Genomic DNA, 13,150 nt, shown 5'->3' with positions numbered 1-13,150 from the left:
AGATTTGAACTCTAGAAGGGCTACAAACCCTTGCCGGTTTTCAAGACCGGTGCTTTCGACCACTCAGCCATCTCACCAAGTTACTTACAAGAAAAGGTTTTTGCTATTCCTTGAAAGTGGGCGCATTTTAAGTACTGGCGCCCTACTTGTAAAGTGTTAAATGCAAAAATAGTTCAATAAACTCATCAAAACAGCTTGTTCGAGGATTTAATGATCAAGTTGTTTCAAAAACCAGCACAGCTACCCTGGTTTGTATTTAACAGCAACAAGAACAACAGCTGTTTTTTACTTTACGGTAGAGAGCTGCTGGGCAAGTTGTAAGTTTAATAAAGTACCTATAGGGATATTTATGACGTTATCCCTAGCAAGTAATGATGCCCTAGTTCTAGCTGTTACATCATCAATACTAAGACTTTTACCTTATCGGCATCAAAAGCTAACTGATAGCTGGCAATTTGTATGACAGTTTACTTATTATTTTCAGCATTAGCACGAGTTTCTAATGCTGCAATTCTCGCTTCAATAGGTGGATGTGAAGACCATAACTGCCTTAAACCTTGTTTGGTTTTTTCGCTTATTCCAAATGCTGCCATCTGTTCTGGTAGCGCCTCAGGCTCTTTTTGAGCTAAGCGTTTTAAAGCGTTTATCATATTTTGATGACCCGCTAAATCAGCGCCACCCGTATCGGCGATAAACTCACGTTTTCTTGAAAAGTACATGACGATAGTACTAGCAAGTATAGATAACACCACTTGTGAAATCATCACGGTAATAAAATAACCAATGCCGTGGCCACGGTCGTTTTTCAAGATCACTCGGTCAACAATATGTCCGACAAGTCGTGATAAAAATACCACAAAGGTATTCACCACTCCTTGAATAAGCGTCAAAGTCACCATATCGCCGTTAGCAACATGACTCATTTCATGGCCAAGTACCGCTTCAATTTCACCTTGTGCCATATTATCGAGTAAACCTTGTGACACAGCAACCAGTGCATTATTTTTACTGGCTCCCGTGGCAAAGGCATTCATTTCACCTGAGGGAAATATTGCCACTTCAGGCATTTTTATGCCTACTATTTTTGCTTGTTTTTCAATTGTAGTCATTAGCCACTTTTCAATATGAGTTACCGGCTCTTTAATAACCACTGCACCGGTCATCCTTTTTGCCATCCATTTAGAAATCAACAACGAAATAAATGAACCACCAAAACCAATGACACCTGAAAGTATGACTAACGACTGAACATTTAAGTCTGAGCCGTTTTCGGCCAGTATACTATCAACACCCAACAAACTCAGGGTGACACTTAACACCAACATAATGGCTATATTGGTCATTAAAAAAAGAAATATTCGTTTCATTTTTATTCCTACAGTAAAGTAAATAAATGGCTGGCTTGATAAAAATAAGTATATTCGATTCTTAGGTGATTTTATGTGTGAATTGGTAATGACATTGTGTGCATAACTTTTATTGGTCGTTTTATCCGACAATACGGTATAAAAACAATAGTTATCTCGGTACTTGAGAAGTATCTTTTAATTGATAAGCCTATAAAACATAACTAATAAAATTAAATACTGAGGACTATTACTTACATATCAGTAGTCGCTTTTATATTTGTATTCGTGCGATAATATGTAAAAGTATGATTTAATTAATAGTTTAGTTATCGATTAGTAATCATTTAGTTATAGGTCGCGACGTTAGAATTATGATAACCACTTATTATTGGCTTAGCACATAATGTTAAATCTTAGAATATTAACAAGCGGCTTTATCATTTTTGTTTTAAGTCACCCAGTGTTCGCCAATAATTTAATTGTCAAACTCAATGGTCAACTGCCAAAAATTATTCACAACAATATACTTTCTCATTTAGGCACCCTACCCAATACTGACTTAGCGCGTTCTGCTTTTATTTATAGCGCCACAGAGAACACCCAACAAGCACTACAAGCCCTTGGTTATTATCAAGCAGATATTATTACAACCATCATCTCAGAAAAAGTTAATAATGAAAAAACCAAGAAAAACTCATGGCAGCTTATACTGAACATCACCCTAAATACGGCAACTTTAATTGATAAAGTACTCATTACCCTTGAGGGTGAAGCCAGTAAAGATATTGCCTTTCAAGCACTACTTAATAATCATGAGATTAAGCACGGACAAAACCTCCATCATGGCAAGTATGAAGATTTAAAGGCTGACTTGCTTTCATTAGCCCTACAGCGTGGTTATTTCAATGGTGAATTAACTGAAAGTAAAATAGCGATAAAAGAGCAATATCAATACGCTGATATTACCTTGCACTATAAAAGTGGACCACGTTATCAATTTGGTGACGTTGCTTTTAATGATTTCGATTTAGAGCCTGAATTATTATCAAGCTTAATACCCTTTCAAAAAGATGAGTATTACAGTACCAGCGCTTTTCATGAACTACAGCATCAACTGCAGTCAACTCAGTATTTTGGCAGCATAATCGCAGTACCCGGTGACAAGATTGAAGATAAAGTTACTGATAAATACACCATCCCAATTAATGTTTCACTAACCCCAGCTAAAAGCCATCAATTCGATTTTGGTATTGGTTATGCTACCGATACCGAGTTTCGGCTTTCCGCTGCTTGGCGTACGCCTTTAATCAACAAATATGGACATTTTCAAGAAACTAAATTTGAATATTCGACAATAAATCCAACAGGAAAGTTCATTTATAGTATTCCTTTAAGCCATCCTGTCAGCGATTTGCTGCAATTTAAAATTAGCATTGAAAATGAGGACTATGCCGAGCAGAAAACTCAATTCTTCACAACTCAAATTGGTAGGTTAGTAAGTTACAATAACTGGCAAAGACAAGTTTATACCCGTTATCATAAAGAAGTATGGCAGTATGATCTTGATGAGAATATACCGAATATTGATTGGTCTGAAGATGGTGCCAGTTATCTTATTCCTGGCATAACTTGGTCAAAAACAAAACGCTCGGGATCGCCCTTAGATCCAAGTGAAGGTTTTCGCCAAACATATAATATAGAAGGGGCTCATTTAAAAGCAGGCTCAGATAATAGTTTCTTTAGGATTCATGCTCGCTGGAATTATATTACCACCTTGAAAGCTAAGCACCGACTAGTTACCCGCGCCGAATTCGGTGCTATTTATGTTGATAGGGATGTAGACTTAGCACCTTCTTTGCGTTTTTATGCGGGTGGCGATCAGAGTATTAGGGGCTTTGCTTATCAATCTATCGGGTCAACAATTCCTTCGTCATCAGATCCTGAGCAAGGCGAACCTATCGTTATCGGTAGTACTCGCCTAATGGTAGCGAGCATAGAGTACCAATATTACTTGAACAACAAATGGCGTGTCGCCTTATTTTCTGACGGTGGTAGTGCTGCCAATAAAGGTGAGTTTGAGCCGGTCTACTCTTTTGGTACCGGTTTGCACTATATTTCGCCTGTGGGCGCGATAAAGGTTGATGTTGCCTACGGCATTAATGAACATGATAATAAAGATAATAGTTGGCGACTTCATATCAGCATAGGCGCCGAACTATGACCCGACGAAATAGAGCTTATAAGGTCGCATATAAGCTTACTTATAAAGTAATAAAGTGGCTAACCTTACTCTTTTGTTTGTTCACTGTTTTACTGACCACACCCATCGGTAGCCAATTAACCATTAGCTTACTAAACAACATTGACGGCATTAATGCTGATTACAAGGCTGGCTCATTAATAAGAGATATAGAACTCAACTCTTTTCACCTTAACTTAGCAACCTTAGACATTAAGGTGACGGATTTAGCAGCCAAGATTAATTTTTCTTGTAGTTGGCAGAAAAAACTGTGTATTGAATCATTACAAGTGGCCCGTTTTTCATTAACTTATCTCAACGAAAACAAAGAGGAAAAGTCGAAAGACACAGCTACAGTAAACCCTGCGGCTATAAATCATGATAGCCTGTTTGTTATGCCCTTTGCTATTGAGGCGAAAGCCGTTGCCTTTAGCAACAGCCATTTAGTCATTAACCAAACAGTAATAGATATTGAGCAGTTCACCGCGCAAGTAGATATTAAGGCAAGTCAATTTACTATCTTGCAGCCAAATGCCGAAAAATTAACCATAGTGTTCGACAAAAATAGCAACAGTAAAAGCATTAGCGCGGAAAAAAGCAAAAGCAGTCAACTAAATAACAATGGAAAAGCTAACACAAATTCAATATATGCTGTTTTTAGTACACTACCAAAAGTCTATTTACCCATATCGTTAAATATTCAACAATTGTACGTTGATAAGTTACGCATAATCGATCATCAAACACTGAACAACAACAACAACAACACACTAAATAGTACCCTCAAAAGTGATATGCAATGGCCTTATCAACAGAGCCACCTTAGCGGTACTTGGGTTAAAAGTGACGTTAATATCACGGACTTTAAAACCACAACTACCGACTTTGAAATAAAGCAGTCAACACTAAATACTGAGCTGATACCGCCTTATAAAATTAAGGCCAAGTTAGTTGCCCAACTAGATAAGATACCACATTGGCCACAAGCGTCTGACTCAATTGTTGAGCTATCACTGCAAGGCTCTTTTGATAACTTAAGTGTAAATATTGCCAGTAAAGGCAGCGTTATTTTAACCAGCCAAGGGCAAATAAACTTAACGCACCAACAACTACCTTTTAAGCTACAGTTATCTGCCGATAAGCTGCCCCTGCCCTTATCTTTAGCACAATATGGCAAACCTTCATCACTGTCTTTAAACGTGGCCGGTGATTTAATTGAACAAACGATTAATTTAACCAGTCAGCTTAATAGCTATGGTTATAAAAATGCCCGATTAAAGTTATCAGCTAAACATAAACAAGGCTTAATTACGCTTAAAGAGTTAGCCTTTAACGAACAAGACTCTGATAGTCAAATATCCGTACATGGCAATATTAATTTTCAGTCTAACTTAACAAGTTGGCAATTATCGGCGAATTCCACCGGTTTTACTTTGCCAAAAATTAATATTAAAGCGTTAGTATTTCCTGAAGAGACTAACATCAACAATAGCAGCACTAATATCGGCACTAACGCCTTCGCTGAAAAAAACTCTGACATTAATAATGACTTTAACACCGCAAGCCAAACCCGTTTTATTGAAGACATATTACCGAACGTTATCAATGGTCGACTTTCAGGAGAAATTACCAGTTCTGGCTCTTGGTCTGCATCACACTGGTCGCTCTCAGTTAACGATACCGATGTCTCTGGCACCATCAATGATTCAGCGCTCATTATTCAAGGTGACATAGCTTTAAATCAATCAGGCTACTTTTCATCCGGTGATTTAGCGCAAGGCAAACTGTTAGTTGTTTTTGACCAGGACCAATTAACCCTACAAACATTCAGTGGTGATAACTGGCATGTTAACGGTCAATTATTTATTGCTGACATGGCTCATTGGTATAAAGAGGTAAGTGGCTCTTTCACCAGTGACTTTACCATTAAAGGCAGTAAAGCAGACCCCATTATAACGCTTAATAGCAAGTTGAATAATTTGCAATGGCAGAAATTTTATAGCCCTTCTCTTGAGGTAACAGCTAGTTATCAGCCCTTTAACAATCACAAAGCCCAGTTAACCTTAAAAAATGCACAGCTAGACATCACCAATAAAAGTGACGAGTTGAGTATGCAAAATATTATTCTTAATGTTTCGGGCGACATTAATCAGCAGCAATTACAACTTGATTGGCAAGGCGACCTTGCTGGCAAGTTGAAATTCACCAGCCAATGGTATGAAGCGCTGAATCAATGGCAAAGCACTATTGAAGAGGCAGCCTTAACTTATCAGCAAGAAACTTGGCGTAATAATAACGTTTTTTCATTGAATTTTAATGTCGATAAACAGCAATTATTCATAGGTAAACATTGCTGGCAAGGCACAGATCTTGATATCTGTTTGCCTAACGATGCCATTATTGGTGAATCCGGTAATATAACACTCGGGTTAAACATGGACTTATCGCTATTCGATGCAGTGGTTTTACCCAAAGAGGTGCAACTACAGAGTAGGATTTCAGGTGAGATACAAGCACAATGGTCACCTACTCAAGAAATATCGGCCCAGGCAAATTTTTCTTTGTCATCAGGTAATGTAAAAGTAATTGATGAGTACAATGAACAACAAGTTAGCCAATGGCGCCATGGGAAATTTACCTTCAACATAAACCAAGGGCAATTAACCAGTAAACTTCAGTTACATGACTCACAAGAACAAGCGCTTATTAACATCAACTCAAAAGTTAACTTTATTGATGACTTTCCTATTGATGTTCAAATAGAACTGAATCAATTTAATTTACAACCCTTTCAAGGATTAATAAGTAACGTCGTTAACTTACAAGGCTTGGTAAGCGCCCTGTTAACCGTTAAAGGTACGGTAAAAACGCCATTAATAAACGGTAGTTTAACACTCGATAATGGCGAGTTATTATTAAGCCAAAACCCCAATAAACTTGAACATATTAACGCTGAACTGCAAATAGACAATAATCAGGCAAAAATCATCGGCGACTTTTCCATAAAAGATAACAAGGCTACACTTAATGGTCAGCTGGCATGGCAAGATGATCTCACCATGGATATCGACCTTTACGCCAAGCAACTGCCGCTAGTATTTCCGCCACAGTTAGTAATGAAAATATCACCAAGGTTAAATTTTTCCCTAGAAGAAAAAACACTGACAATTACTGGCATGCTCAATGTGTTAGCGGGGAGTTATAATATTGAAAAACTGCCACAAGGCAGTGTCGATCTGAGTGATGATGTCATTATTATTGATGATCAAGGTAAAGAGGTATTTAAGGAAAAGTCTGGCTTAGCGATCAAAACTGATGTCAGTATCAATATCGCCAAAACATTTATCGTCTCAGGACAAGGTTTAGAAAGTAATTTATTTGGCCAATTACAAGTCACTCAGCAGAAAAAACAACCGCTACAACTTTTTGGTATTATTCAATCAGAAAATGGTACTTACCAAGCCTATGGACAAAAGCTAACTATCGATAAAGGGGAATTAACCTTTAACGGTCCGCTCACTAATCCTTATTTTAATTTGCGCGCAAGTAGACATATTAAAGCGGAAGATATTGAAGTTGGACTACAAATAACAGGTTTAGCGGACAATTTAGACATGCAACTATTCTCTACGCCCACAATGGAATCGCCTGAAATGTTATCTTATTTAGCTCGAGGGCGAGGCTTAGATTCTGGTGGCGGCAGTAGCTCTGCAGCCGCAAGTATGCTGATTGGTTTTGGCGTTACCAATAGCGTTGGCTTATTTGATCAACTAGAGAAGATACCACTCATTAATAATATTGCTGTAGACACTGAAGGCGAAGGCGACTCTACACAAGCAACCATTAGTGGTTATATTGGTAATCGTGTCTATTTGAAATATGGTATTGGCGTCTATGAGCCTATTAATGAATTAACGGTAAGGTTATTTTTACTTAATCGATTATGGTTAGAAATTGTCAGTGGCATTGAACAATCGAGTGATCTCTATTATTCATTTGATATAGATTGATGACTATTTATAAAGTTAGTTATTGAACAACTGATAATACCAATGATTAGCCATCACCACATTTGCATAACGAACAATAGCAAAACAAAGAAATATTGCGTCAATCTTTCGATTAACGTCTTTTCTGAATTTGGCAGTGAGATAGAGATTTGAACTCTACGTCGTAGGTATTGCGCTACAAACCCACTCTTGATTCCATCACTAAACTCGAGGCGAAAAGGCGCTAATCTTTCGATTAGCGCCTTTTCTAAATGTGGCGGTGATATAGGGATTTGAACTCTAGAAGTGGTACAGTTTCAAGATTTGTGCTTTCGCCCCCAATATAACTTCAATTGTCTACATAACAGTCAATACTAGAATGTGTAGACATGCACTCATTTTATACGAATCGTGCTCCTAAACACTAGAACAATTGTTATATTAACTTACAAATTAAACCTTACATTCAAACGAGTGAAATCACGTTAAAATGCTTAATATTACTTAGCTAAGCCCTTTCATTTTTTCTAAACTATAATTTGTATAACCTAGATAAATATACTGGTCTGTCATGCTTATAACAGGGAGAAAATTTAAAAATATAGGTATTTTACTTTTGTTTAGTACCTTTTGTTGCTTCTCGTCGAGTTGTTTTTCAAATGAAGTTCAACAACTCAAGATTAAAATGTGTATTGATCATTATCCTCCCTTACAAGTTATTCTGCCAGATCATATCGTTACAGGTGAGAATGTAGAGTTGACCAAGAAATTTGTTGAACGTATGGGCCTGCAATTAACCTTTACCGAAAACACCCCTTTTAAGAGGTGCCTGCACCTACTCAAGCATGGTCTCGTTGATATTATGGCAGGCCTAACAGACTCAGATGAGCGTAGACAGCAATTTCATATGCTGCTTTTTGATGAATCAATGCTGAAAACTTTTTTTATCCATAAAGGCAGTAATGCAATAGATAGCTTTGCTGATTTGGCTGGTTTGTCCATTGCTACCCTACGAGGAGCCAAACATTTTAAAGAATTTGATTACGCAAACGATAATTACTTTGCAAAAGTGGAAGTAAATACACTAGAGTCTGCATTTAGAATGCTGGCTAGAAAAAGAATAGATGCGGTAATAAGCACTGATTACTACGGTGACTATTTACTTGAACATAATAAGGAGCTATCAGATAAAATAATAAAGGCAAAATTTGCGTATACTGATAAAACACACACCTATATTGCCATATCAAAAAAGTCTCCTTTTGCCAAAAAAATTATACAATTTGAACATGTTGCTAAGGAGATGTTTGATTCAGGAAAATTCAAACAATTGATTTTTGAATTTAGAAAAAGTCACCCTCAATATTATATCGATTAAAAAATAGCTGACTTAGGTACAAGTACAGTCAATTAGCCACAAGAAAATGTATGTAATCTAAGGTCCTGCGCTACAAACCCTTTGTCGATTTTTAACCGTTTTAATTGCAAAAGGCGCTAACCTTTCGATTAGCGCCTTTTCTGAATGTGGCGGTGAGATATAGATTTGAACTCTGCTAAAGGTATTGCGCTACAAACGCTTTGTTTAATTCTACGACTAAACTCAAGACGAAAAAAAACCGCGACTCATTAAAGTTGCGGTTTCTTAGAATCTGGCGGTGAGCTAATGGTTAGAACTCTGTTAAAGGTGATGCGCTACAAACCCTTTAGTATTATTAAACACCAGAAAGCAAAATAAACCGTTAATCTTTCGACTAACGGGCTTTTCTGAATGTGGCAGTGAGATAGAGATTTGAACTCTGCTAAAGGTATTGCGCTACAAACGCTTTGCCGATTTTTAACCGTTTTAAATGCAAAAAGGCGCTAACCTTTCGATTAGCGCCTTTTCTGAATGTGGCGGTGAGATAGAGATTTGAACTCTAGAAGGGCTACAAACCCTTGCCGGTTTTCAAGACCGGTGCTTTCGACCACTCAGCCATCTCACCTGAAGTTAACAAATAAGCGGTTAAAACAATGCTTGCTTGAGAACGAGGCGAATACTAAAGTCTCTCTAATAAGTTGTAAAGCACTATTTTAATATTTACGCTTCTTTTTGCTTAGTTTACTAAATAATAGCCAGTTTGCTTTGTTTTTCAGCACTTTAAATAATATAAAGAAGGATTTACCTAATGACAGTTGAACATACCTGCCGTTGTCCTTGGTTAGACACCACGAAATTAGACTATGTTAAATACCATGATGAAGAATGGGGCGTGCCTGTTCTTGAAGATAATAAGATGTTCGAATACCTAGTACTTGAATCCGCTCAAGCAGGGTTAAGTTGGTATACCATTTTAAAGCGACGTGATGGCTATAGAAAAGCCTTTGGAAACTTTGATGTTGATAAGGTCGCTCAATATACTTCTGCTGATGAAGAACGCTTGGTACTCGACGCTAGTATTATTCGTCACAAAGGTAAAATTGCCGCAACCGTTAATAATGCGAAGTGTTTTATTGCCATACAAAAGGAGTTTGGTAGCTTTATAAAGTATATTTGGGCATTTGTTGATAACAAGGTACAGGTCAGTAATCTAAATCAGCTTAGTGATTATCCTGCTACCTCCCCTATTTCAGATGAATTAAGTAAGGATTTAAAAAAACGGGGCTTCAAATTTGTCGGTTCAACCACTATCTATGCTCACCTTCAAGCCTCGGGGTTGATTAATGACCATAGTAATGACTGTACAAGAAAACAAGAGATTATTGACGGTTACCAAGCTCTAGGTCTAAAGTGGCGGCAATGTTAACTAGCTTACCTCTGGGTTAGCAGGTTAAACAATGAATTGGTAAATGGCATTATCCCTTGTTACAAAATAAAACATAATATTGCCACTTTTAAACAAAGCAAAGCGTAGTATTTTAAAAATCACCATGCCATAATATGTCATAAGGAATTAAGTTAGTGTAAGTCAGTTATTCAGTTAAATAAGAGTAAAAACTTGAACTTATCTAAAATGACCTTATCTATATAACTAGAATTAAATTCTTAAGGAAGTTTTATGCAATCTAATATGGGTTTTCAAACGGCGAGCCACAGTTCGGCGATAGAAATTAATAAAGTATTGAAAAATACTTACATGTTGTTATCTATGACACTAGCGTTTAGTGCCGTAACAGCAGGCATTTCAATGGCAATGAACCTACCATCCGGTGCTGCGCTTGTTATGACGTTAGTGGCTTTTGGTTTAATGTTTGTTGTTAACAAAAAAGCTGATTCAGCCAGCGGCATCTATTGGATTTTTGCTTTTACCGGTTTAATGGGCGCTTCTTTAGGGCCAATGTTAAGTGCTTACGCGGCAATGCCTGGTGGCGGCGCGTTAATTATGCAAGCTCTTGGCGGCACAGCATTAATATTTTTTGCACTTTCAGGTTATGCACTAACCAGTAAAAAAGACTTCTCATTTATGGGCGGCTTCTTAATGGTAGGTATGATTGTGGCGTTAGTAGCAATGGTTGCTAATATCTTCTTTCAAATTCCAGCGCTTTCTTTAGCTATCAGTGCAGCAATCATTATGATTATGTCTGGCTTAATCTTATTTGATACTAGCCGTATTATTAATGGTGGCGAACGTAACTATATTCGCGCAACTATTTCATTATACTTAAGTATCTATAACATTTTTGTACACTTACTTATGTTATTAGGTGTATTAGGCAACGATGATTAGTTAACACTAAAAAACTTGTCTTAAAAAGAGTTATAATCATTTATACTCTTTTACAAATAAAGAGCCTCGCAATTGCGGGGTTTTTTTTATTCTTCTTTACCCTTATATTGCCTTTTCTATCTATTTATAGTTTGGATGTGTTGTGAAAACTCTTGCTGTAGTAATAACTACTCCCCCTTATAGCCACTTAACAATTACCGCGTTAACTTATGTCGAGGCGGCATTAGTGGCTGGCATTAATGTTATTGGTGTGTTCTTTTACCAAGATGGCGTGATGCATGCCAATGAAGACATTAGTATTGCTAGTGATGAATACCAAGCTATTGCGCACTGGCAACGACTACAGCAGCAATATCAGTTACCCCTGCATATTTGCATTACCGCTGCAGAAAAGCGTGGTATAGCTTGTGATGCGATAGACAATGACAAAATAAATAACGCTTTCACTGTCTCAGGTTTAGGTGAGTTAGTTGAACTAACAACAAAAGCTTCACGCTTGGTACAGTTTTAATGATCTCAATAGAACAACAAAGCTCTTCATCCGCACAAGCAAATGGCCTAGCCATTATTAACAGTAAAGCGCCTTTTAGTAGCACCCATGGGAAAGATGCCCTGGATATTGCATTAATATTTGGCTCATTTGAGCAAAAGGTTTCGCTTTTTTTTCAAGGTGATGGCGTTTATCAGTTAATTGCTGATCAAGATGGCAGCTTACTTGCAATTAAAGATTACTTAAAAACATTTTCGGCTTTTGAATTTTATGATATTGAAGATATTTATGTTTGTCAGCAATCATTAAGCAATCGTCAACTTGATGAAAATTTTCATATTGATGAGGTAAAAGTATTATCTAGCATTGAGTTTAGTGCAGCACTTAACCGTCATCAGCATGTGCTAAGGTTTTAGAGTTTTTAGGCTTTATATTTATTTTTATTTAAGGAAACAAACATGAGTACTTTACATTTAGTTCGGCAATCGGCTTTTGCTAGTAATGACTTTGCCCAGTGTTTAAGCGTGCTAGATCATCAAGACTCTGTAGTATTAATGGACGATGGTTGCTATAACCTTAAACATCCGTTGATGGATAGCTTAATCAAACGAGTTGATGGCTCAGTTAATATCAATGTAGTTGTCAGTCATGCCCAAGCAAGAGCTATTGAAATCATAACTGCGGTCAAGGCTATTGAAATTGGCGATGTTGTTGAATTAACCTTTACCCATAAAAAAGTGATCACATGGCAATAGCACTAACTTTTCAAAACAAAATTATTCCAACAGATAAGCAAGGTTATTTACTTGACCATCTTTTATGGCAGAAAGACTTAGCGCTTGTTATGGCTGAGCATGATGATTTTGTGCTGACAGATGCCCATTGGGAAGTGATAGATTTTGTCAGACAGTTTTACCTCACCTATAACACCTCTCCTGCTATCAGGGCATTAACCAAAGCGATGAAAGCTGAGTTTGGCGAAGCTAAGGCTAGCAGTCGTTATTTGTATAAGTTGTTTCCTGAAGGTCCCGCTAAGCAAGCGACAAAATATGCGGGTTTACCAAAACCTGCTCGTTGTATTTAAGACTGGTAATATTGTCTTAAATACAAAATATACAACAAGTTAATTTTTATACTTTAATATTCACGTTAAAGCCACTGTTACCCGTAGGTGCTTGAACACTGTTTATACTTGCCGATTGAATGAGCTGTAACGCCATTTTTCCTTCCGCTACTTGGTTGTTTTTAGCCAGAGCAGCAGTAAGTAATTCAGCACCCGATGTTGATTGTGCTGCAACAGAAGTATTTTGATTTAAGCTGATAGACATAGCCCTACTCTCAATATGTTAGTTATCAATATATCTATATCGGCAAACCCA

11 protein-coding genes and 1 tRNA gene are annotated in these 13,150 nt (G+C 37.2%); 9 read left to right on the top strand and 3 right to left on the bottom strand.

Annotated elements, in window-relative coordinates; translation table 11 throughout:
- Positions 1-467: 467 nt before the first annotated feature.
- The gene (gene htpX, locus HRT50_RS08110) at positions 468-1,367 is read right to left on the bottom strand and encodes a protease HtpX (RefSeq protein WP_291613225.1); all 900 of its coding nucleotides are present in this window, start codon (positions 1,365-1,367) and stop codon (positions 468-470) included.
- Between the two features lie 385 nt (positions 1,368-1,752).
- Here htpX and HRT50_RS08105 point away from each other — a divergent pair, with 385 nt between their 5' ends.
- The 3 genes from HRT50_RS08105 (at position 1,753) to HRT50_RS08095 (ending at position 8,955) form a co-directional block, all read left to right on the top strand.
- Complete coding sequence (locus HRT50_RS08105) at positions 1,753-3,570, top strand: autotransporter assembly complex family protein (protein ID WP_291613223.1); 1,818 nt, start codon at positions 1,753-1,755, stop codon at positions 3,568-3,570.
- The gene (locus tag HRT50_RS08100) at positions 3,567-7,598 is read left to right on the top strand and encodes a translocation/assembly module TamB domain-containing protein (RefSeq protein WP_291613221.1); all 4,032 of its coding nucleotides are present in this window, start codon (positions 3,567-3,569) and stop codon (positions 7,596-7,598) included. The genes HRT50_RS08105 and HRT50_RS08100 overlap by 4 nt, the downstream gene beginning before the upstream one ends.
- A gap of 664 nt (positions 7,599-8,262) precedes the next feature.
- The gene (locus tag HRT50_RS08095; RefSeq protein ID WP_291613219.1) at positions 8,263-8,955 is read left to right on the top strand and encodes an ABC transporter substrate-binding protein; all 693 of its coding nucleotides are present in this window, start codon (positions 8,263-8,265) and stop codon (positions 8,953-8,955) included.
- 513 nt (positions 8,956-9,468) lie between these two features.
- On the opposite strand, the gene HRT50_RS08090 is transcribed toward HRT50_RS08095, so the two are convergent.
- A tRNA-Ser gene (locus tag HRT50_RS08090) sits at positions 9,469-9,559 on the bottom strand.
- Positions 9,560-9,742: 183 nt separating this feature from the next.
- On the opposite strand from HRT50_RS08090, the gene HRT50_RS08085 reads away from it, so the two are divergent.
- The 6 genes from HRT50_RS08085 (at position 9,743) to HRT50_RS08060 (ending at position 12,855) form a co-directional block, all read left to right on the top strand.
- On the top strand, positions 9,743-10,360 hold the full coding sequence (locus HRT50_RS08085) for a DNA-3-methyladenine glycosylase I (protein ID WP_291613217.1): 618 nt from the start codon (positions 9,743-9,745) through the stop codon (positions 10,358-10,360).
- Between the two features lie 252 nt (positions 10,361-10,612).
- Positions 10,613-11,281 (top strand): Bax inhibitor-1/YccA family protein, encoded by a 669-nt coding sequence (locus tag HRT50_RS08080; RefSeq protein WP_291613215.1) that lies wholly within the window; start codon positions 10,613-10,615, stop codon positions 11,279-11,281.
- A gap of 142 nt (positions 11,282-11,423) precedes the next feature.
- Complete coding sequence (gene tusD, locus HRT50_RS08075) at positions 11,424-11,792, top strand: sulfurtransferase complex subunit TusD (protein ID WP_291613213.1); 369 nt, start codon at positions 11,424-11,426, stop codon at positions 11,790-11,792.
- Entirely contained in the window at positions 11,792-12,187 is a 396-nt protein-coding gene (gene tusC, locus HRT50_RS08070) for a sulfurtransferase complex subunit TusC (protein ID WP_291613211.1), read from the top strand. Before tusD ends, tusC begins: the two co-directional genes overlap by 1 nt.
- 42 nt (positions 12,188-12,229) lie before the next feature.
- Positions 12,230-12,526, top strand: a complete 297-nt coding sequence (tusB, locus tag HRT50_RS08065; protein ID WP_291613209.1) for a sulfurtransferase complex subunit TusB — start codon at positions 12,230-12,232, stop codon at positions 12,524-12,526.
- Positions 12,517-12,855: a TusE/DsrC/DsvC family sulfur relay protein gene (locus HRT50_RS08060; protein ID WP_291613207.1), complete on the top strand. Its 339-nt coding sequence runs from the start codon at positions 12,517-12,519 to the stop codon at positions 12,853-12,855. The genes tusB and HRT50_RS08060 overlap by 10 nt, the downstream gene beginning before the upstream one ends.
- Before the next feature lie 46 nt (positions 12,856-12,901).
- Here HRT50_RS08060 and HRT50_RS08055 read toward each other — a convergent pair whose 3' ends face one another.
- The gene (locus HRT50_RS08055; protein ID WP_291613205.1) at positions 12,902-13,099 is read right to left on the bottom strand and encodes a hypothetical protein; all 198 of its coding nucleotides are present in this window, start codon (positions 13,097-13,099) and stop codon (positions 12,902-12,904) included.
- Positions 13,100-13,150: the final 51 nt, after the last annotated feature.

The sequence above is a fragment of the Colwellia sp. genome (genome assembly GCF_013215345.1).
Taxonomy (GTDB): domain Bacteria; phylum Pseudomonadota; class Gammaproteobacteria; order Enterobacterales; family Alteromonadaceae; genus Colwellia.
The sequence above is the reverse complement of the archived record's forward strand: the minus strand, read 5'-3'. Positions and strand labels throughout refer to the sequence as shown.